This is a genomic window from Bradyrhizobium sp. MI1.3, assembly GCF_055811695.1.
This window is the reverse complement of record NZ_JBVVPQ010000004.1, coordinates 83,283-102,479: the sequence shown is the minus strand read 5'-3', so window position 1 is coordinate 102,479 and position 19,197 is coordinate 83,283. Positions and strand designations below refer to the sequence as shown.

Genomic DNA, 19,197 nt, shown 5'->3' with positions numbered 1-19,197 from the left:
GGAAGATCAGAATCCCGCGACGCTGCCGTGCAGGTCGTATTGGTCGGCGCGTTCGATCTTGGCGGTGACGATCTCGCCGACGCGCAAGGGGCGGCGGCTCGACAGGTAGACGGCGCCGTCGATCTCCGGCGCATCGGCCTTGGAGCGGCCCTTTGAGACGGTCGGGCCGACCTCGTCGATGATGATCTGCTGGCGGGTGCCCACCTTGCGCTTCAGCCTGCGCGCGGAGATTTTCTGCTGGCGCGCCATCAGCGCGTTGTAGCGCTCCTGCTTGATCTCTTCCGGCACGGGGTTCTCGATCGCGTTCGCGGTCGCGCCGGCGACCGGCTCGTACTTGAAGCAGCCGAGCCGATCGATCTCGGCTTCGTCCAGCCAGTCGAGCAGATAGGCAAAGTCCGCGTCGGTTTCGCCGGGGAAGCCGACGATGAAGGTCGAGCGCAGAGCGAGATCGGGACATTGCTCGCGCCAGCGCTTGATGCGCGCCAGCGTCTTGTCCTGCGCTGCCGGGCGCTTCATCGCCTTCAGCACCTCGGGGCTCGCGTGCTGGAACGGGATGTCGAGATAGGGCAGCACCTTGCCCTCGTTCATCAGCGCGATGACCTCGTCGACATGCGGGTAGGGGTAGACATATTGCAAGCGGACCCAGGCGCCCAATTCGCCGAGCTCGCGCGCGAGGTCGATGAATTTGGCGCGGACCTGGCGATCCTTCCACGGACTCTCGGCGTATTTCAGATCGACGCCATAGGCCGAGGTGTCCTGCGAGATCACCAGCAGCTCCTTGACGCCGGCGCCGACCAGGCGCTCGGCCTCGCGCAGCACGTCGTTGGCCGGACGCGAGACCAGGTCGCCGCGCAGCTTCGGAATGATGCAGAAGGTGCAGCGGTTGTTGCAGCCCTCGGAGATCTTCAAATAGGCGTAGTGCCGCGGCGTCAGCTTGATGCCCTGCGGCGGCACCAGATCGAGATGCGGATTGTGGGCAGGCGGCAGCGCGCGATGCACGGCGTCCAGCACGCTCTCATATTGCTGCGGGCCGGTGATGGAGAGCACGCCGGGATAGGCCTGCTCGATCTGCTCGGGTTCCGCGCCCATGCAGCCCGTCACGATCACCTTGCCGTTCTCGGCCATGGCCTCGCCGATCGCCGAGAGCGATTCCTGCTTGGCGCTGTCGAGGAAGCCGCAGGTGTTGACGATGACGATGTCGGCCCCGTCATGCTTGCGGGCGAGCTCATAGCCCTCGGCGCGCAGGCGCGTGATGATGCGCTCGGAATCCACCAAAGCCTTGGGGCACCCGAGCGACACGAAGCTGACCTTCGGCGCAGCCGTCTGATCCATATCCAAATCTGCCTGATTGACAGGGTTGAGCTAGTCCCAATTGCCCATAATTACAACCCTTTGCATGGCCGGCGGGCATGCTATGGATGAATCACTGGTGGTGAGTGAGCAATGAGCGCCGAACAGTCGCCCAAAATCGTGATCGTCGATGAAAGCCCGATCCGGGCTGCGATCCTCGAAGAAGGGTTGCGGGAGGCCGGATTCACGCAGATCGTCCATATCCGCGAGATGCAGAGCCTGCTCGCCCGTATTTATGCGGTCGACCCTGATATCATCCTGATCGATCTGGAAAACCCCAGTCGCGACGTGCTGGAAGCGATGTTCCAGGTCAGCCGCGCCGTGAAGCGGCCGATCGCGATGTTCGTCGACCAGAGCGATTCATCCTCGATCCAGGCCTCGGTCGAGGCGGGGGTCTCCGCCTATATCGTCGACGGGCTGAGGAAGGAGCGCATCAAGCCGATCCTCGACCTCTGCGTGTCGCGCTTCAATGCCTTCGCAAAACTCCAGGAGGAACTGGAGCGTACCAAGTCGCAGCTCGAGGATCGCAAGGTCATCGAGAAGGCCAAGGGCATCCTGATGAAGGTGAAGGGCCTGACCGAGGACGAGGCCTATGTGCTGCTGCGCTCCACCGCGATGCGCGAGAAGAAGAAAATCGGCGAGATCGCCCAGTCGATCATCACCGCGTCGGAGATGCTGAAATGACCACTCCCCTCCGCATCGGGTTCATTCCGCTGGTCGATGCCGCAGCGCTGATCGTTGCCGTCGACAAGGGATTTGCCGCGGCCGAAGGGCTCGAGGTCGAACTGGTCCGCGAGGTCTCCTGGTCCAACGTCCGCGACAAGCTCAATATCGGCTTGTTCGACGCCGCGCACCTGCTCGCGCCCGTCGCGATCGCGTCCTCGCTCGGTCTCGGGCATGTCAAGGTGCCGATTGCGGCGCCCTTCAATCTCGGCATCAACGGTAACGCGATCACAGTCTCGCCGGCGCTTCATGCCGGGCTGATGGAGGAGATCGACGGCGACCGCTTCGATCCGCTCGCCACGGCAAAAGCATTGGCGCGCGTGGTCGCCAAGCGGCGCAAAGCGGGGGCCGATCCGTTGACCTTCGGCATGACCTTCCCGTTCTCGACCCACAATTATCAATTGCGGTTCTGGATGGCGGCGGCCGGCGTCGATCCCGACGAGGACGTGCGGCTGGTGGTGCTTCCGCCGCCCTATATGGTCGACAGTCTCGCAAATGGGCATGTCGATGCGTTCTGCGTCGGCGCGCCCTGGAATTCGATCGCGGTCGATCTCGGGATCGGCCACATCCTGCATTTCGTCTCCGACATCCTGGCCCATGCGGCGGAGAAGGTGCTGGCGCTCCGCCAGGTCTGGGCCGACAAGAATCCGGACGTGGTCGCCAGCCTGGTGCGCGCGGCGGTGAAAGCCGCCGAGTTCATCGAGCATCCGGAAAACCGGACCGAAGCGGCGCAGATCCTGGCGCAGCCCGAGCGGATCGGTGTCGATGCCGAAGTCATTCAGCGCACCCTCACGGGACGCCTCAAGATTTCGCCGGATGGCACCTTTCGCGAGAGCGGCAGCTACCTCCTGGTGGGACGCGAGGAAGCAGGGCGCCCCGATCCGGTCCAGGCCGCCTGGCTTTATGCGCAGATGGTTCGCTGGGGGCAGACGACGCTGACGGCCGACGGCGTCAAGACGGCCATGGCCGTGTTCAGGCCCGACCTCTACGACGGCGCCCTCGGCCGCCGGCCGCCCGCTCAAGCCCCCGCGGCATTCGGCGCATTCGCCGGCCCCGCCTTCGATCCCGCCAATATTCGGGGGCATCTCGAAGCCTTCGCGGTAGGCCGCTGGAAGGTGTGATTCGGGCCTGCACCGTTTTTGAGCGCCGGAGATCCGAGTCTAAATTTTAGGCCGACTGCTCGAATTTCGTAAGAGCTCCAGAGCCCTGAGTTCCCTTTTGCGCTCTTAATTGCTTGATACGACACACATTTTCATTTCGTCGAAGCTGGCACGCAACTTGAATGTTGCAGTGCGGCCAGCCTGTCACAGATGCCTGCTGCGCCAGTCCCCAGCAACGAAGCTGATCGGACCGTTGGGTGCACAGCCGGCTCTCGAGCCAGCCGAGCTCCTCGCGGGTCGTGCACTTTCCGTCGATACCACCCAGGTGGCCGCAGGAGCTTCGTTACTGACCATGAAACTCGACACCGTCTCAGTCGACTTTACCGACGACCAGAAACGCTATCTCGAAGGCTTCACGACCGGTCTGCAGATCAGTCGCGTCGGTCGCGGTCTCGGCGGCGGCGCCGGCAAGGCGAACACCGAGCCGACCGGTCCCGATGCCGTGCACATCAAGGCGCAGGACAAGGTCATCGCCGCGGGCAAGAAGCTCGCCGACCAGGAGAAGGTCAAGCGCGACGAGCATCCCTTCGATGCGTATCCGCGTCTCCGCCAGCAGGCGCTCGACAATACGCCGCCGAGCCCGGCGGACAATTTCCGCTGGCGCTATTACGGCATCTTCTACGTCGCGCCGACGCAGGACTCCTACATGTGCCGTCTCCGCATTCCGAACGGCATCATGAAGCATTGGCAGCTGACCGGCCTTGCCGATCTCGCCGATGAAACGTGCGGTCCCTACAGCCACGTCACGACGCGCGCCAACCTGCAGCTTCGCGAGATCCCGCCGAAGAACGCCGTGAAGCTGATCGAGGGCATTCAGGACCTCGGCCTGTGCTCGCGCGGCTCCGGCGCCGACAACATCCGCAACGTGACGGGAACGCCGACGGCGGGCATCGATCCGCAGGAGCTGATCGACACACGGCCTTGTGCGCGCGAGTGGCACTACCACATCCTGAACGATCGCTCGTTGTATGGCTTGCCGCGCAAGTTCAACGTCGCCTTCGACGGTGCCGGCAGGATCGCCGTGCTCGAGGAGACCAACGACATCGCTTTCACGGCGGTCGAGGTGAAGGACGGCTTCGGCGTCGAGCCCGGGACCTGGTTCCGCCTCGGCCTCGGCGGCATCACCGGCCACAAGGACTTTGCCAAATATTCCGGCATCGTCGTGAAGCCTGAAAACGCGACCGCCGTTGCCGACGCCATCGTGCGCGTCTTCATCGAACACGGCGACCGCACCAACCGCAACAAGGCGCGGTTGAAATACGTGCTCGACGCGATGGGCCATGACGGTTTCCTCAAGCTCGTCGAAGAGCGGCTGAAGACGCCGTTTACGCGCGTGCCGGAAGAGGCGTTTGCGCCGCGGCCGGCCGCGGACCGCATGGCGCATGTCGGCGTGCACAAGCAGAGGCAGGACGGCCTCAACTGGATCGGCGTGTCGCTGACGCTCGGCAAGATCAGCTGCGATCAGATGCGGGGCCTCGCCAAGGTGGCGCGGGACCTCGGTGACGGCGAGATCCGTCTGACCGTCTGGCAGAACCTGCTGATATCAGGGGTGCGCGACGAGAATGTCGAGCTTGCCATCGCGGCGATCAAGCAGATCGGGCTCGCGGTCGAGGCGTCGCACATCCGCGCCGGCCTGATCGCCTGCACCGGCAATGCCGGTTGCCGCTTTGCCGCCTCCAACACCAAACGCCACGCTGCCGAGATCGGCGACTGGTGCGAGCCGCGCGTCGAGATGGACAAGCCGGTCAACATCCACGTCACCGGCTGCCACCATTCCTGTGCCCAGCACTACATCAGCGACATCGGCCTGATCGGGGCGCGCGTGCCGGTGAACGACGAGGACACTGTCGAGGGCTATCATCTCTTCACCGGCGGCGGGTTCGGTCCTGACGCCGACGTCGGGCAGGAGGTCTACCACGACCTCAAGGCCGAAGACGCGCCGAAGACGGTCGAAGGGTTGCTCAAGGCCTATATCGCCCATCGCTCGTCGCCCGACGAGACGTTCCTGTCCTTTGCGCGCCGCCACGACGGCGAGACGCTGCGCAAGCTTGCCGATGCCGAGGTGTCTTCATGAACCAGATCAGCCCTCCACCCAAACTCGACATCATTCCCACGAGTGCCCCGTTCTCCGACGCGCAACGCTCCTGGCTGAACGGCTTCTTTGCCGGGCTGCTGTCGCCTGACGCGGCCACGCCGCTGTCGGCCGAGCAGGGCGCTGCTGTCATGCAAGGCGGTGATGGTGATGACGGTGAAGCGCCGTGGCACGACCAGACCATGCCGATCGCCGATCGGATGAAACTCGCCGAAGGCCGTCCCGTGCGGCGCAAGATGATGGCGGCGATGGCGCAGCAGGATTGCGGGCAGTGCGGCTACAATTGCCACGACTATTCGGAGGCGATCGCGAGCCGCAGTGAAGCGCGGCTCAACCTTTGCGTCCCCGGCGGCAAGGAAACCGCGCGGATGCTGAAGTCACTGCATGAAGAGCTGGACAAGGCGCCGGCGGCAAAGGCTGGCGACAAGCAAGACGCTGTGGCGGCCCCCGCCGTGACCGTGACGATCGCCGAGCCCGGCCGCTCGCGCGACAACCCTGTTGCGGCGACCTTCCTGTCGCGCCGTCTTCTCAACAAGGGAAAGTCCGAGAAGGAAACCTATCACGTCGAGTTCGATCTCTCCGAGAGCAAGCTCGACTATGTCGTCGGTGACAGTTTTGGCGTGTTCGCGCGCAACGAGCTCGGTCTCGTCGACCAGGTCATCGCGTTGCTCGGCGCGTCCCACACCACCAAGGTCAATGGCAAGACGCTGCGCGAGGTGCTGATCGACGACGTCTCGCTGTCGCCGGCGCCCGACACGCTGTTCGAACTGCTCTCCTTCATCACTGGCGGCGCGCAGCGCGAGAAGGCGCGGGCACTGGCGCAGGGCGAGGATCCCGATGGCGATGCCGCCACGCTCGACGTCATGGCGGCGCTGCAGAAGTTCTCGGGCACGCGGCCGCATCCTGAAGCCTTCGTCGAGGCGCTGGAGCCGCTGCAGCCGCGGCTCTATTCGATCTCGTCGTCGCACAATGCGACGCCTGGAAAGTTGTCGCTGACGGTCGATTCCGTGCGCTACGTGATCGGCAAGCGCAAGCGTATCGGCGTCGCCTCGACTTTCCTCGGCGAGCGCATCGCGGAGGGCGAGAAGCTCAAGGTCTATGTGCAGAAGGCGCACAATTTCGGCCTGCCACAGGATCCGAAGACGCCAATCATCATGATCGGCCCCGGCACCGGCATTGCGCCGTTCCGCGCCTTCCTGTTCGACCGCAAGGCGACCGGTGCGCCCGGCAAGAACTGGCTGTTCTTCGGCCATCAGCGCAGCGATTGCGACTTCTTCTACCAGGAGGAGCTCAACGCGATGAAGACCTCGGGCCTGCTCACGCGCATGTCGCTGGCGTGGTCGCGCGACGGCGAGAAGAAGTTCTACGTGCAGGACCGCATGCGCGAGGTCGGCCGCGAGCTGTGGACGTGGCTTGCCGAGGGGGCGCATCTCTACATCTGCGGCGATGCCAAGCGCATGGCCAAGGACGTCGAGCGCGCGCTGGTCGATATCGTCGCCCAGTTCGGGGCGCGTTCGACCGACGAAGCCGTCAGTTTTGTCGCCGAGCTCAAGAAGACGGGCCGGTTCCAGGCTGACGTCTACTAGCTGTCATCTCACCGTCATCCGAGTCAGTTCCAACTGGCTCGGATTTGAACGAATAAGATTCTCGGAACCTGCACGCAGGGAGAATTTGCTCCTGCGCTGCGGGGTCTTCAGAGAACCTGCATCGCTATTTCCGCGGGACTCTTGCCCGCCACCCCGGTTGATCCCTCATAATCCCGCAAATGGGGCGTTGGAGATCGACCATGCGCGAGCTATCGGCGGAAGCCAGGCTGCACTTCTACGCGCGCTCGCTCTCGCGGCGGACCGGGGCGAGTGTGCATCATGCCGCGATGTACAGCGCCTTCGCGGTCATCGCCGCCATCGTGTTCGGCACGCTCTCGGTGCACCCGTTCTGATGACCCGCGTAGGGTGGGTTAGCCGAAGGCGTAACCTACCAACTTCGTTCCGCATGCGCTGAGCCAGGGTGGGTTACGCTTCGCTAACCCACCCTACGGACCAACCTCACGCCCCGCGCCTGAACGGCGCGACCTCGATCCCTGCGTCCTTCAAAGCCTGCCGCAGACCGCGCGCGATCTCGACCGCGCCGGGCGTATCGCCGTGGATGCACACCGTGTCGATTCGCATCTTGATGACCTTGCCCGTGACCGAAACCACCGCACCGTCCTGCACCATGCGCACCACGCGGTCGGCGATCGCCTTGGCGTCATGCAGCACCGCGCCCTCCTTCTTGCGCGAGACGAGATTGCCGTCGTCCTCATAGGCGCGGTCGGCGAACACCTCATGCACCATCGGCAGATTGGCGGCTTCGCCGGCCTTCACCAGCTTCGAATTGGCGAGCACGACAAAGATCAAGCCGGGATCGACCGCCTTGATGCCGGCCGCGATCGCCTTCGCGGTCATATCGTCCTCGCAGGCGACGTTGGAGAGTGCGCCATGCGCCTTCACATGCGTGACCTTGTGGCCGGCTGCGGTCGCGATCGCCTGCAGCGCGCCGATCTGGTAGGCGACGAGGTTCTCGATCTCGGAGGCCTTCAGGCCCGCGATCGGATGGCGGCCGAAGCCATGCAGGTCGCGATATCCAGGATGCGCGCCGACCGAGACGCCGCGCGCCTTCGCCAGCTCGACCGTCCGGCGCATGATATCGGGATCGCCGGCGTGGAAGCCGCAGGCGACGTTGACTGAGCTCGCCAGTTCGATCATCGCGGCATCGTTGCCCATCTCCCACGCGCCAAAACCTTCGCCGAGATCGCAATTGAGATCGATCGTCTTCATGGGCTGCTCTCCATCTCTGGTCGTCTTGTCGTTTACGGCTCGGCTGCGACCTGCCAGGTCCCGGCGTCGACGGCACTGACAGCATAGCCCGCGACGTTGGCATCGCTGAGCGCTTCGATGTTGAGCGCGACGGTGTCGGCGGAGCGCAGGCGATCGGACAGGTTGCGGATCAGTTGCGAGAATTTCCTTGCCTCGTCCTGCGCCTCGGCCATGCTGACGGCCTTGAAGCGGAACGCCGTTCCTGCGGAGGTCTGCGCGAGACGGCCGACATCGGCCGTGATCACGGTCGCGATCTTTGGGTAGCCGCCGGAGGTGCCGCGATCCATCATCAGCGCGATCGGCGCGCCGTTGCCGGGCACCTGGATGCTGCCGTTGACCGTGCCGTCGGAGACGATGTTGTGGCCGTGCAGATGCTTGATCGCGGGACCTTCCAGCCGGTAGCCCATGCGATCTGACGTCGCCGAGATCTTCCACTCGCTGTCGAGGAACAGCGCCTTGTTGGCGTCGTCGAATTCGTCGTCCTGCGGTCCGAGCAGTACGCGAATCGGACCGCTCGATGGCTTCGGCAATTCGATACGCAGTTCCGGTGCACCGCTTGCGGCATCGACGGTGAATTCGTCGCCGGCCTGCAACGGGCGCGGGTAGGGGCTGCCGAGACCGGCACGGGCGTTGACCGCGAGACTGCCGAACACCGGCTCGCCCTTGATCCCGCCTTCGATCGCCAGATAAGTGAACGCACCGCCGCGAGCAAAACCCAGCGTCAGCGTCTCGCCGTCCTTCAGCGTCACCGATGTGTCCATGGCGACTGGACTGCCGGCGACGTCCGCATTGCGCGGCGCGCCTGAGATCGCGACGCGCACGGCACCGTCGCGCGCGGTGAACGAGGCGCCGAACGGGCCGACCTCGACAGCGGCTGCAAACGGTTCGTTGCCGACAAGCGTGTTCGCTGCCGCGAGCGAGAGGCGGTCCATCGCTCCGCTGACCGTCAGGCCATAGCGTTGCGCGCCATGGCGTCCGCCGTCCTGGACCGAGCTTGCGGGCCCGATGCTGGCGATCACGAGCCGGCTCATGCGACCACCTGCTCGGCAATGATCTCGCCGGCCTCGGCGGCGCGGTCCTGTTCCTCGAACGTCTTGTGGTCGATGGCGAAAAACGTCACGCGATCGCCGGGTTCGGTGAGGAAGGTCGGATTGCGGTGGAGCTGATAGGTCCGCACCGGCGTGCGGCCGAGCAGGTGCCAGCCGCTCGGGGCTGCCAGGCACTGGATTCCGGCCTGGATGCCGCCGATCGAGATGGTGCCGGCAGGCGTCAGCAGCCGCGGATTCTGCCGTCGCGACATCTGCAGGGATTTGTCGAGGCCGCTGAGATAGGACCAGCCCGGCGTGAAGCCGATCATGGCGACCTTATAGTCGCCGGCGACGTGGCGCGCGACGATGTCGTCGGGTGTGGTGTTCAGCGTCTTCGCGACGTCCTCGAGGTCGATGCCGTGCTCGCCGCCATAGGCGACGGGAATGCGCCAGCGGCGCGCCCTGGTGGCCGGCGGCAGCGGCTGGCTGGCGAGCGCGAGCAGCTTTTCGCCAAGTGCGTCGAAGCCGATCCTGCCGGGATCGTAATGCACCAGCAGCGAGCGATAGGTCGGCACGGACTCCGTGATGCCATCGATCGGGCTTGCTGCGAGCGCCTTGTCGAGCGCCAGCACGCGCTGGTTCGCGTCGTCGTCGATGGTACGGCTGAACTCGACCGTGACGGCGCTGTCGCCACTGGGCAGAAGGCGGGGCGGGGGAAGCGTCGCGGACATGGGCTGTCGAAATCGGGCTTCTGGAGATACGCGGGCTCGGCCTTGAGCTCCGCTTGTTCCTGCTTCGCGTAAATGCGCCCGCAAGTCCAATAAATTAATGCAGGGGGAGGCGATAAAGCCTTGTTATCGCGACGCATAACTGCGCTGCGGCCCTGCATGATTGGTAGCTTGTTGGCCCTTGACGCAAGGCCCGCACCCCGCAAGATGCGCGCGTTCTTTCCCGCCCATCCCGGAGCTCGTCTGTTTCCATGTCGCTGTCCCCCGAAGCCCGCAAGACCCTCGCCGGCATCACCACTGCTACCATCACCACGGTCCTGCTGAAGAAGGGCCTGCGCAACATCTGGATGCGCGGCGCGCGTCCGCTGCGCCCGGGTCTGCCGCGCCTGGTGGGACCGGCCTTCACGCTGCGCTTCGTGCCGGCGCGCGAGGATCTGGCGACGCCGGAATCCTGGTCGTCGCCGATCTCGACCCGCACCGCGATCGAGGCGATGCCGGAGGGCTGCATCGCCGTGGTCGATGCCATGGGCATCACCGACGCCGGCATCTTCGGCGACATCCTGTGCGCGCGCATGATGAAGCGCGGCGTCACCGCACTCGTCACCGACGGTGTCGTGCGCGACGTCGAGGGCGTGCTCGGCACCAACCTGCCGGTCTGGTGCGACGGCTATGCCGCGCCGCCGTCGGTTGCCGGCCTGACCTTCGTCGGCTGGGGCGAGCCGATCGGCTGCGGCGGCGTTGCGGTGTTCCCGAACGACATCGTGGTCGCCGACCAGGACGGCTGCGTGCTGATCCCGCAGGCAATGCTCGAGCACGTGCTCAATGAGGGCGTCGAGCAGGAGCGGATGGAAGCCTGGATCGTCAACGAGGTGAACAATGGCGCGGTGCTCCCGGGCCTCTATCCCATGAACGCCGAGACCAAGGCGCGCTACGCCGCAAGCAAGAAGTAATCGGTAAGGAAACGAGGTAAATCCAATGGACATCACTGTAGCAGGCACGCGGCCGACACGCCGTGCGCCCGGGGAACACTTCACCGGCACCGTGTGGCAGGACCCCGTGATCATGGCGCCCGCCCCGGCGCGGCTGAACTGCTCGCGCGTCTCGTTCGAACCGGGCGCGCGCACCAACTGGCACCACCATCCGCTCGGGCAGACGCTCTATGTGATTTCGGGAGTCGGCCGGGTCCAGTCCAAGGGCGGGCCGATCAGGGAGATCCGTCCCGGCGACACCGTCTGGATTCCACCGGGCGAGCTGCACTGGCACGGCGGGTCGCCGACGAACGGCATGACCCACATCGCCATGCAGGAAGCGCTCGACGGCGTGTTCTCGACCTGGTTGGAGCCGGTGACCGACGCGGAGTATGGGGCGGCCGTCGGCTAGCCTCCCGGACAAGACGCATCGCCGCAAGGCGGTGCGGCGCCGATCCGGGACCCAGAGATTTGGGATCCACGAAGAACGTTGGCTCCCGGCTCTGCGGAGCAGCGTTGCACGCTGCACCGCGTCCGGGACACGAGCGCTTACATCCGCTCCGCTGTCCACGTGCCCGTGCACATGCTGCCGCGCCAGGTACCGGAGCCCGAAGTGCCGCTGAGCCGGCCGAAGCCGACGGCGCGCTTGATGCCGGTGCTCAAGGTGACGTTGATGCTGCCCGCGTCCGCGACGCGGCCTGACGCCGTCACCATTGCGCTGCTCGAGGCGATCTGACCGTTGTTGATGCCGATCGCGACGGTCGAGCCGTTACCGCAGGTCTCACTCGACGACGAGATACGGACATTCCATGCGCCGTCGAAAGTGCTGGCGCTCGCCTGCGCGGCCGGCAACGCGATGACGATAATTGTGGCGAAGAGAGCCTTGCGAAATCCGTTCATGACACGCCCCTAGGGTTGATCATGCGGGGATCGTGACATGGACGCCGAACCCGCGATGTGAGGGCTGTCACGCGCGCGAGGCGCTCTGTGATGTCGCGCACGTCGCAATCGATTTGGCGGCGAAAGCGAAAGGGCCCGCATTGCGGGCCCTTTGTCTCAGTCAGAGTGTCGCCCCGAAGTCAGTTCACCCGCGTCCAGGTCTGGCCGCCGCAGAACATGCCGCCGAAGGCGCAGCCCTGCACGCGCAGGCGATCGGTGCCCTTCAACGCGATGGTTGAATCATAGGTCGAGCCGGAGTTCGGATCGAGGATGCGGCCGGACCATTTTGGGTCCTTGTTCTGGTCCTTGCCGGGCTTCATGTTGATCAGAACCTGCTCGCCATTCTGGTTCGATTTCGAATCGACCGAATAGCCGCAGAGATTGCTGCCGCATTGCTCGATCCGGACCTTGCCTTCCTTCTCCTCGGTGAGCCAGACGCCGAGCGGTGAATTGAGGTCGCGCGTGGGTGCGGCTGCGGGTGCCGGCGGCGCGACGGCGGCCGATTGAACGGGGGCGGGCGCAGGCGCCGGGACGGGAGGCGGAGATGGCGCCGGAGGCGCGGCTGCGACGGTCGGAGCCGGCGGCGGCGGCGGTGCGGGCGGTACTGCGGCCACCGTCGGGGCAGCACTTGGGGCCGGCTGAGGCGGCGGCACAAGCGCGTCTTCCGCCGGAGCATTGTTTGCCGTGGTGGCGGGAGGTGCCGGCGGGGCAGGAGGCGCGACGGCCACGGGAGCTTGGACAGGGGCCTGCTCGGCCGCCGGGGGCGCGGTGACCAGTGCTGGATTGGCCGGCGGCTGCGGGTCAACCTTGGCTTGTTGCGGTGCCTGCGGGTCCGCTTTCGGAGCCCCCTTGGCATCGGTCTTGGCCTTCTTCGCCTTGCCCTGGCCGGTGTTGTCGTAGACGCCGGGGATTTGCACCGTGCCGCGGTCGGGATCGATGCGGATGGTGTGCCCGCCATAGTCGAAGGTGTACTGCGCCTGCGCAGCGGTGCTCGCCAAAAGGAATGCGGCCGTGGCCAACAGCTTCCTCATTTCGCATCTCCTGAAACGGGTGGTCCCCGCACCGACGCTTACGCCCCAGTTCGATCGCAAAAAGTGATCTAGATCACTGTCACGGTATGAGTCGTGCTCCGGTGGTTGGGGGTTCAATAACACCGGAGCCGGCCCAAAGTTTGGCGGAGGGTAAGCGACAGGAGGACGCGGCCCTAATCGAACCAGGCGGCGTAGATCTTCTTGTAGCTGCCGTCCTGCATGGAAATGTGCAGCCATTGGTCGACGAACGCCTTCAGCGCCATGTCGCGCTGGAGCCAATAGGCCTTCTCGGAGAAATCGAACGGCTTGTCGGGATGCACCGCGCAGAGCACGCCTTGATGCTGTTTCTGCTGGTAGCGCGTCTCGGAGGCGTCGGTCATCATCAGGTCGGCATTGCCTTTGGCGATCTCGTCGAAGATCACGGTATTGTCCGGGAAGACGGTGATGTCGGCCTCCTTGATGTTGGCACGGGCGAAGCGCTCGTTGGTGCCGCCGGGATTGACGATCACGCGGGTGCCCTTCTTGTCGATGTCGGTGATGCTCTGGTATTTGCCGACGTCAGCACAGCGCGCGATCGGCGTCTTGCCCTCGCGCATGATCGGGGTGGAGAAGAAACCCCTCTTCTGCCGGTCCATCGTGACCGAGACGCCGCCCATGGCGATGTCGAACTGATCGGCCTCGAAATCCTTCATCAGCTTTGGCCAGGCCGTCGGCACGAATTCAACCTTGACGCCGAGCGCTTTGCCGAGCGCCTCCGCCATGTCGACATCGAAGCCGTTGAACTGCTGCGTCGTCTTGTCGAGATACGTGAAAGGCTTGTAGTCGCCGGTCATGCCGACGCGCAAAGTGCCGCGCTTGACGATCTCGTCGAGGCGGGACGGCGCCGCCTGCTGTGCCTGCGCCGAAAGGTTTGCCAGCAGGACCACGGTCAAAGTCGCCAGAATTCGAATGGTCATTCGAACGATCATCTCTTTTCCACCCATGCCCAAGCTGTCATTGTGCAGCTCTCGAAGCCTGTCTTGAGGCTTGGATTTAGACCAGATGCCCGTCGCTGGCGAGGCGGAAGTGAAGGGAATTTTGAAGTGACGATTTCGATGCATGACGCCTCGGTCGGCGTCTTCGTGCCGTATCTGCGCAATCTGTCCGTGCTGCTCGACAAGGGCGTTGCCTATGCCGAAGCCCGGAAGTTCAACCCGGCCGTCCTGCTCGGCATGCGCATTGCGCCCGACATGTACGATCTGGCGCAACAGATCGGCGAGGCCTGCCGCCATGCCACGGTCGCCGCGGCCTTGCTGGCCGACTGCGAGCCGGTGACGCTGCCGGTGCTGGAGCACGACATGGCCGGGCTGCAGGCCCGCATTGCGACGTCGATCGAGTTCATCGAAAGCCTGCCGCGCGCGGAGATCAATGCTGCGGCGGAACGGAATGTCTTCTTCAGGCTGAAGAACGGGACCGAGTTGCCCTTCACCGGGCGGACGCTGCTGCTGACCTTCAGCGTGCCGCAGTTCTTCTTTCACGTCACGACGGCCTACGACCTGTTGCGGCACGCAGGCGTCGAGCTCGTGAAGAAGGATTATCTCGGACGGCGATAAGCCGAACCCGTATCCAGTTCGCTCGGAAGCGCGCTAGGCTTCGCCCTTGCGCTCGTAATCGGCGAGCGAGCTGCGGCCGGCGATCTCGCTGCGCAGCTCTTCGAAGCGCCGATGGGCCTCGTCCTCGTGCGTGTCGACGAAATGCACCGCGGCCTCGCCGGTCATAGGGCCGCTGACCACGGGCACGGACTGCTCGCCGATGGTTTCGTGGACGTAGAACTGGCCGTCGTCGCCGCGATGGACCGTCCATTTCAGACGGATCGCCACCATCGGCCCGGGGCCGACCTTGCTGTAGCCGTCGGCATCGGTATGCTCCGGCACCAGCGGCTGCTCCTCGACAACCGGATGCTCGTCGACCACAGCGTGCTCGTCCGCGACCCCATCCTCACCAGCAACCACCATTTCGGTCACGGTGACGGTCTCGGTCTCGCGCACGGTCTCGGTCTCGCGCACGACGAGGACGGGTTCAGGGTGCTCCAGGATGCTGGCGATGGTCGCCAACGCGTGGTCGGTCGGGTCGATCTCTGACAAGGGTCCATCCTCCAGCTCGACGCGGCCGGCAAGTCTGTCCCACTGCCGCCGCAGCCGGACCTATTACGCGGGTTTGATTAAGGCTGAGTGAGGGCTCGATCTGCACCAAAATGGGACTCATTCTGGCGTTCCGAAGGCGGGCGGGTTGATCGTCCGCCCAGAAGAACCGCCCGGGAGACCAGCTCAGCCCAGGACATCCTGATTGATGATGTTCTGCCGGATGGGATCGCCGTCCAGCACACTGAGGATGTTGCGCGCGGTCTGCTCGCTCATCCGGCTCACCGCCTCGACCGTGACGCCGGCGACATGCGGCGCCATGATGACGTTGGGCAGCGCGAACAGCGCGTTGCTGACCGGCGGCGGTTCGACCTCGAACACGTCGATGCCGGCACCGGCGAGCTTGCCCGAGACCAGTGCGTCGTACAGCGCCGTCTCCTTCACGATGCCACCGCGCGCGGTGTTGATCAGATAGGATTTCGGCTTCATCCGGCCGATCCTGTCAGCATCGAACAGGCCGACGGTCTCTGGCGTCTTCGGGCAGTGGATGGTGACGAAATCGGCGTGCGGCAGCGCGGCATCGAGATCGGCGACCGGCTCGCAGCCTGCTGCTTTGATCTCTGTGGCGGGCTTATAGGGATCATAGACCTGCACATTCATGTCCATCGCCAGGCAGCGCTTGGCGGTGCGGGTGCCGATGCGGCCGAAGCCGATGATGAGGACGGTCTTGCCGTAGAGATCGAACGGCAGCATGCCGAGGCGGTCGGCCCATTTGCCGTCCTTGACGCAGGAATGCATCTCCTGCGCGCGTTTTGCCAGTGTCAGCATCATGAACAGCGCCTGCTCTGCGACCGAGGGCGAGTTCGCGCTGCCCGCGACCATCAGCGGCACCTTGCGGCGGGAGAGGGCTGGTACGTCGACGGCGTCGTAACCGACGCCGATCCGGGTCACCACCTTCATGTCCTTCGAGGCTTCGAGCTCGGTCTCGCCGAAAGCGGTGGCGCCGAGCGCCACGCCATGGACCGGCGCGTGGCTCTTCAGCAATGCCTCGAAATCCCTGGCGGAGATCAGGTTCGGAAACTCGATGAGCTCGATGTCATCGCGCTGGGTGAGGAGGGCGCGGGCCCCTTGCGACAAAGTTTGCGTGACAAAGATTTTCTTCTTGTTGGTCGACATCGTCCCTACCTGCGCGAGTTTCTTGGCCGGCCGTCACAACACGACGCCGGTCGCCTCGTTTAGCAGGTGCATATTGTTGAGGTCCATCGCCAAACGCATGGGTGCCCCGTCCTTGGCGCCCGCATTGGGATCGACGCGGCCGCAGACGGGCGTGCCTTCCAGTCCGAAATAGACCAGCGTCTCCATTCCCATCGGCTCGGTGACATCAAGCACGGTGTCGAAGGTCTCGACACCCGGCTCCAGATGCGCATGCGATTCCGTGAGATGTTCGGGACGGATGCCGAGCAACAGGTTTTCAGCTCGGGGCAGCGCGCTGTAACGGGCGGCGCGGGCCGGCGGCAACGGGAATGAGATGCGGTCCGTCAGGCGGATGTTGAGCTTGCCGCCGAAATCCTCGAGCCGGCACGGAATGAAGTTCATCGCCGGCGAGCCGATGAAGCCCGCGACGAAGCGCGTGGCCGGCTTGTGGTAGAGCTCGTTCGGGGTGCCGATCTGCTCGATCCGCCCCTTGTTCATCACCACCACGCGATCCGCCAGCGTCATCGCCTCGACCTGGTCGTGGGTGACGTAGACCGTCGTGGTACGCACCTTCTGGTGCACCTTCTTGATCTCGATCCGCATCTGCACGCGCAGCTTGGCATCGAGATTGGACAGCGGCTCGTCGAACAGGAAGACCTTTGGGTTACGCACGATGGCCCGGCCCATCGCAACGCGCTGGCGCTGGCCGCCGGAGAGCTGCTTCGGCTTGCGGTCGATCAGGTCGGTGATGTCGAGGAGGCGGGCGGCTTCGGTCACCCGCGCCTTGATCTCGGCCTTGGGATAGTGCTTGAGCCGCAGCCCGAACGACATGTTCTCCGCGACCGTCATGTGCGGGTAGAGCGCGTAGTTCTGAAACACCATGGCGATGTCGCGGTCCTTCGGCGGCACGTCGTTGACGACGTCCCCGCCGATCATGATGTCGCCGTCGGTGATGTCCTCGAGCCCCGCGATCATCCGCAACGTCGTCGACTTGCCGCAGCCGGAGGGGCCGACGAGCACGATGAACTCATGGTCGGAGATGTCGAGATCGATGCCGCGCACCGCCTCGACGTCGTCGTAACGCTTGACCACCTTCCGCAACGCAACCTCAGCCATAAGACATCAACCCTTTGTCGCGCCGGCGGTCAGGCCGGCAATGTAATAGTCCATCAGGAAGGCGTAGATGACCAGGGGCGGGGCAGCGCCGAGCAGCGCGCCGGTCATGATCTGACCCCAGTTGAAGACGTCGCCCTTGATCAGCGTGGTGGTGATGCCGACCGGCAGCACGAGCTGGTCGATGGATGTCGTGAACACCAGCGGATAGAGGAACTGCGCCCAGGACACGGTGAAGGCGAAGATGGTCGCTGCGATCAGGCCGGGCAGGGCAACGGGGATGAAAATCCGCGTCAGGGTCTGCAGCCAGGAGGCGCCGTCGATCAGAGCCGCCTCGTCCAGCTCCTTCGGGATCGAGGCGAAATAACCGATCATGATCCAGGTGCAGAACGGCACGGTCAGCGTCGGATAGATGAACACCAGCACGTACCACCGGTTGAGCAGGGGGATGCCGGTGAACTCCTGGACGGTCGCGAGCACCTTGAACAGCGGAATGAACAGAAGGCTGTCCGGAATGAGATAGGTCAGGAACACGCCGGTCGCGAGCGTCGCCGAGCCCCAGAACTTCATCCGCGCCAATGCAAACGCCGCCGGAATGCTGATCAACATCGTCACGATCACGACCACGATCGAGATCATCGACGAATTCCAGAAGAATCGCAGGAACTGGTTCGAGGTCAGTAGCTCGACATAATTCGAGAGGGTCGGATGAAATACCCACCACGGATTGGTGGCGGCCGAGATCTCCGCGCTGCTCTTGAGCGAGGTGATCAGCATGTAGATCGGCGGGATCAGGAAGAAGATCGCAAACAGCACCAGGAAAAAGTAGGACCAGCGCAGCGCCCAGGTGCGGTCGCGGCTCATGCTTCGAAGCTTGACCTTGCGTGTCGGTCCGGCCTTGTCGATTGCGAGCGTGCTCATCAGGCTTCGTTCCCACGTTTGTTGACATCGCGCAGGATGAAGACCGCTGCGACGGCGAGGATCGGCACCATGAACAGCGAGACGCAGGCGCCGAGCGGAATGTCGCTGCTCTGGATGCCGACCTGGAACGCCCAGGTGGCGAACAGGTGCGTCCGGTCGAGCGGACCGCCGGAGGTGAGGATGCGCACGATGTCGAAATTGGCGAAAGTGACGATCAGCGAGAACAGCGTGGTGATGGCGATGATGTTGCGCATCATCGGCAAGGTGATGTGCCAGATCTTCTGCCACCAATTGGCGCCGTCGATTGCTGCGGCTTCGTAGAGCTGATCGGGTACGGATTTCAACGCGGCCAGGTACATGATCAGGAAGAACGGCGCGCCGTACCAGACGTTGACGAGGATGACGGAGAAACGCGCCCAGAAGGTATCACCGAGCCACGGGATGGGACCGATGCCGAAGAACGAGAGCGTATAGTTGAAGGCGCTGTAGGAGGGGTCGAACAGCCACAGCCATGCCAGCGTGCTCATCGCCGGCGGGATCACCCAGGGCACCAGCAGCATGCCGCGCCATTTACGTTGCTTCTTGCCGGGAATGTTGTGGACGAAATGCGCGACGATGAAGCCGATCAGCGCTTTGAAGACCACGGCGGTGATCGCAAAAATGCAGGACTGTCTCACCACCATCCAGAACGTTTCGCGCTTGAACAGAAAGGTGAAGTTGGTGAGGCCGACGAATTTTGTCATCGCCTTGTTCAGCGTCGCCAGGTAGACCGAGTAGAAGGCGGGATAAAGTACGAGCAGGGCGATCAGGAGGATCAGCGGCAGCGTCAGGAAGAACGCTACGGTCGATTTCCGTCCCATTGCATTGCGCAGGCTCGCCCGTTTGCGCGGGCTCGCAGCTCGAGCGGGACGGCCTTGCTCAACGACGACATCGGCCATGAATTTAGCCTCTTTGCAGGACACCTAGCAGGATATC

General features: G+C 64.3%; 20 protein-coding genes. 8 read left to right on the top strand and 12 right to left on the bottom strand.

Annotated features, from left to right (window positions below; all coding sequences use genetic code 11):
* Nucleotides 1-6: 6 nt before the first annotated feature.
* Nucleotides 7-1,332, bottom strand: coding sequence for a 30S ribosomal protein S12 methylthiotransferase RimO (gene rimO, locus AC0L3A_RS03860; protein ID WP_007590900.1), 1,326 nt, complete (start codon nt 1,330-1,332; stop codon nt 7-9).
* A 111-nt stretch (nt 1,333-1,443) separates the two neighbouring features.
* Here rimO and AC0L3A_RS03855 point away from each other — a divergent pair, with 111 nt between their 5' ends.
* From AC0L3A_RS03855 to AC0L3A_RS03835, 5 genes are all read left to right on the top strand, one after another.
* Nucleotides 1,444-2,034: an ANTAR domain-containing response regulator gene (locus tag AC0L3A_RS03855; protein WP_007590901.1), complete on the top strand. Its 591-nt coding sequence runs from the start codon at nt 1,444-1,446 to the stop codon at nt 2,032-2,034.
* Complete coding sequence (locus tag AC0L3A_RS03850) at nt 2,031-3,194, top strand: CmpA/NrtA family ABC transporter substrate-binding protein (protein ID WP_007590902.1); 1,164 nt, start codon at nt 2,031-2,033, stop codon at nt 3,192-3,194. The genes AC0L3A_RS03855 and AC0L3A_RS03850 overlap by 4 nt, the downstream gene beginning before the upstream one ends.
* 331 nt (nt 3,195-3,525) lie before the next feature.
* The gene (locus AC0L3A_RS03845; protein WP_473253629.1) at nt 3,526-5,307 is read left to right on the top strand and encodes a NirA family protein; all 1,782 of its coding nucleotides are present in this window, start codon (nt 3,526-3,528) and stop codon (nt 5,305-5,307) included.
* Entirely contained in the window at nt 5,304-6,911 is a 1,608-nt protein-coding gene (locus AC0L3A_RS03840; protein WP_473253628.1) for a sulfite reductase subunit alpha, read from the top strand. Before AC0L3A_RS03845 ends, AC0L3A_RS03840 begins: the two co-directional genes overlap by 4 nt.
* Before the next feature lie 200 nt (nt 6,912-7,111).
* The gene (locus AC0L3A_RS03835) at nt 7,112-7,264 is read left to right on the top strand and encodes a hypothetical protein (protein ID WP_007590908.1); all 153 of its coding nucleotides are present in this window, start codon (nt 7,112-7,114) and stop codon (nt 7,262-7,264) included.
* A gap of 106 nt (nt 7,265-7,370) precedes the next feature.
* On the opposite strand, the gene AC0L3A_RS03830 is transcribed toward AC0L3A_RS03835, so the two are convergent.
* The 3 genes from AC0L3A_RS03830 to pxpB are packed head-to-tail and all read right to left on the bottom strand — an operon-like array spanning nt 7,371 to nt 9,939.
* Nucleotides 7,371-8,141 carry a LamB/YcsF family protein gene (locus tag AC0L3A_RS03830; protein WP_473253627.1) on the bottom strand — a complete coding sequence of 257 codons (771 nt, stop codon included), beginning with the start codon at nt 8,139-8,141 and terminating at the stop codon, nt 7,371-7,373.
* Between the two features lie 32 nt (nt 8,142-8,173).
* Entirely contained in the window at nt 8,174-9,211 is a 1,038-nt protein-coding gene (locus AC0L3A_RS03825) for a 5-oxoprolinase subunit C family protein (protein ID WP_219684352.1), read from the bottom strand.
* Entirely contained in the window at nt 9,208-9,939 is a 732-nt protein-coding gene (pxpB, locus tag AC0L3A_RS03820; RefSeq protein WP_007590911.1) for a 5-oxoprolinase subunit PxpB, read from the bottom strand. The genes AC0L3A_RS03825 and pxpB overlap by 4 nt, the downstream gene beginning before the upstream one ends.
* Nucleotides 9,940-10,187: 248 nt before the next feature.
* Here pxpB and AC0L3A_RS03815 point away from each other — a divergent pair, with 248 nt between their 5' ends.
* Both AC0L3A_RS03815 and AC0L3A_RS03810 read left to right on the top strand, forming a co-directional pair.
* Entirely contained in the window at nt 10,188-10,886 is a 699-nt protein-coding gene (locus AC0L3A_RS03815; RefSeq protein WP_007590912.1) for a ribonuclease activity regulator RraA, read from the top strand.
* A gap of 25 nt (nt 10,887-10,911) precedes the next feature.
* Nucleotides 10,912-11,316, top strand: a complete 405-nt coding sequence (locus tag AC0L3A_RS03810; protein ID WP_007590914.1) for a (R)-mandelonitrile lyase — start codon at nt 10,912-10,914, stop codon at nt 11,314-11,316.
* Between the two features lie 137 nt (nt 11,317-11,453).
* On the opposite strand, the gene AC0L3A_RS03805 is transcribed toward AC0L3A_RS03810, so the two are convergent.
* From AC0L3A_RS03805 to AC0L3A_RS03795, 3 genes are all read right to left on the bottom strand, one after another.
* Nucleotides 11,454-11,804, bottom strand: a complete 351-nt coding sequence (locus AC0L3A_RS03805; RefSeq protein ID WP_007590916.1) for a hypothetical protein — start codon at nt 11,802-11,804, stop codon at nt 11,454-11,456.
* 179 nt (nt 11,805-11,983) lie between these two features.
* Complete coding sequence (locus AC0L3A_RS03800) at nt 11,984-12,874, bottom strand: DUF2147 domain-containing protein (RefSeq protein ID WP_473253625.1); 891 nt, start codon at nt 12,872-12,874, stop codon at nt 11,984-11,986.
* 173 nt (nt 12,875-13,047) lie between these two features.
* Entirely contained in the window at nt 13,048-13,830 is a 783-nt protein-coding gene (locus AC0L3A_RS03795) for a transporter substrate-binding domain-containing protein (protein WP_473253624.1), read from the bottom strand.
* 138 nt (nt 13,831-13,968) lie between these two features.
* Here AC0L3A_RS03795 and AC0L3A_RS03790 point away from each other — a divergent pair, with 138 nt between their 5' ends.
* Nucleotides 13,969-14,466 (top strand): DUF1993 domain-containing protein, encoded by a 498-nt coding sequence (locus AC0L3A_RS03790; protein ID WP_473253681.1) that lies wholly within the window; start codon nt 13,969-13,971, stop codon nt 14,464-14,466.
* A 33-nt stretch (nt 14,467-14,499) separates the two neighbouring features.
* Here AC0L3A_RS03790 and AC0L3A_RS03785 read toward each other — a convergent pair whose 3' ends face one another.
* The 5 genes from AC0L3A_RS03785 to AC0L3A_RS03765 form a co-directional block, all read right to left on the bottom strand.
* On the bottom strand, nt 14,500-14,997 hold the full coding sequence (locus tag AC0L3A_RS03785) for a hypothetical protein (protein ID WP_473253623.1): 498 nt from the start codon (nt 14,995-14,997) through the stop codon (nt 14,500-14,502).
* A 183-nt stretch (nt 14,998-15,180) separates the two neighbouring features.
* The gene (locus AC0L3A_RS03780) at nt 15,181-16,170 is read right to left on the bottom strand and encodes a hydroxyacid dehydrogenase (RefSeq protein WP_473253622.1); all 990 of its coding nucleotides are present in this window, start codon (nt 16,168-16,170) and stop codon (nt 15,181-15,183) included.
* A 33-nt stretch (nt 16,171-16,203) separates the two neighbouring features.
* Entirely contained in the window at nt 16,204-17,304 is a 1,101-nt protein-coding gene (locus tag AC0L3A_RS03775) for an ABC transporter ATP-binding protein (protein ID WP_473253621.1), read from the bottom strand.
* Between the two features lie 6 nt (nt 17,305-17,310).
* The gene (locus AC0L3A_RS03770) at nt 17,311-18,222 is read right to left on the bottom strand and encodes a carbohydrate ABC transporter permease (protein ID WP_219684342.1); all 912 of its coding nucleotides are present in this window, start codon (nt 18,220-18,222) and stop codon (nt 17,311-17,313) included.
* Nucleotides 18,222-19,160, bottom strand: coding sequence for a carbohydrate ABC transporter permease (locus AC0L3A_RS03765; protein ID WP_219684341.1), 939 nt, complete (start codon nt 19,158-19,160; stop codon nt 18,222-18,224). Before AC0L3A_RS03765 ends, AC0L3A_RS03770 begins: the two co-directional genes overlap by 1 nt.
* Nucleotides 19,161-19,197: the final 37 nt, after the last annotated feature.

Coding starts and splice junctions, on each gene's coding strand:
- AC0L3A_RS03840 (WP_473253628.1), top strand. CDS start 5,304: ATGAACCAGATCAGCCCTCCACCCAAACTCGACATCATTCCCACGAGT.
- AC0L3A_RS03790 (WP_473253681.1), top strand. CDS start 13,969: ATGCATGACGCCTCGGTCGGCGTCTTCGTGCCGTATCTGCGCAATCTG.
- AC0L3A_RS03855 (WP_007590901.1), top strand. CDS start 1,444: ATGAGCGCCGAACAGTCGCCCAAAATCGTGATCGTCGATGAAAGCCCG.
- rimO (WP_007590900.1), bottom strand. CDS start 1,332: ATGGATCAGACGGCTGCGCCGAAGGTCAGCTTCGTGTCGCTCGGGTGC.
- AC0L3A_RS03765 (WP_219684341.1), bottom strand. CDS start 19,160: ATGGCCGATGTCGTCGTTGAGCAAGGCCGTCCCGCTCGAGCTGCGAGC.
- AC0L3A_RS03825 (WP_219684352.1), bottom strand. CDS start 9,211: ATGAGCCGGCTCGTGATCGCCAGCATCGGGCCCGCAAGCTCGGTCCAG.
- AC0L3A_RS03845 (WP_473253629.1), top strand. CDS start 3,526: ATGAAACTCGACACCGTCTCAGTCGACTTTACCGACGACCAGAAACGC.
- AC0L3A_RS03795 (WP_473253624.1), bottom strand. CDS start 13,830: ATGACCATTCGAATTCTGGCGACTTTGACCGTGGTCCTGCTGGCAAAC.
- AC0L3A_RS03850 (WP_007590902.1), top strand. CDS start 2,031: ATGACCACTCCCCTCCGCATCGGGTTCATTCCGCTGGTCGATGCCGCA.
- AC0L3A_RS03815 (WP_007590912.1), top strand. CDS start 10,188: ATGTCGCTGTCCCCCGAAGCCCGCAAGACCCTCGCCGGCATCACCACT.
- AC0L3A_RS03775 (WP_473253621.1), bottom strand. CDS start 17,304: ATGGCTGAGGTTGCGTTGCGGAAGGTGGTCAAGCGTTACGACGACGTC.
- AC0L3A_RS03770 (WP_219684342.1), bottom strand. CDS start 18,222: ATGAGCACGCTCGCAATCGACAAGGCCGGACCGACACGCAAGGTCAAG.
- AC0L3A_RS03830 (WP_473253627.1), bottom strand. CDS start 8,141: ATGAAGACGATCGATCTCAATTGCGATCTCGGCGAAGGTTTTGGCGCG.
- AC0L3A_RS03780 (WP_473253622.1), bottom strand. CDS start 16,170: ATGTCGACCAACAAGAAGAAAATCTTTGTCACGCAAACTTTGTCGCAA.
- AC0L3A_RS03805 (WP_007590916.1), bottom strand. CDS start 11,804: ATGAACGGATTTCGCAAGGCTCTCTTCGCCACAATTATCGTCATCGCG.
- pxpB (WP_007590911.1), bottom strand. CDS start 9,939: ATGTCCGCGACGCTTCCCCCGCCCCGCCTTCTGCCCAGTGGCGACAGC.
- AC0L3A_RS03835 (WP_007590908.1), top strand. CDS start 7,112: ATGCGCGAGCTATCGGCGGAAGCCAGGCTGCACTTCTACGCGCGCTCG.
- AC0L3A_RS03800 (WP_473253625.1), bottom strand. CDS start 12,874: ATGAGGAAGCTGTTGGCCACGGCCGCATTCCTTTTGGCGAGCACCGCT.
- AC0L3A_RS03810 (WP_007590914.1), top strand. CDS start 10,912: ATGGACATCACTGTAGCAGGCACGCGGCCGACACGCCGTGCGCCCGGG.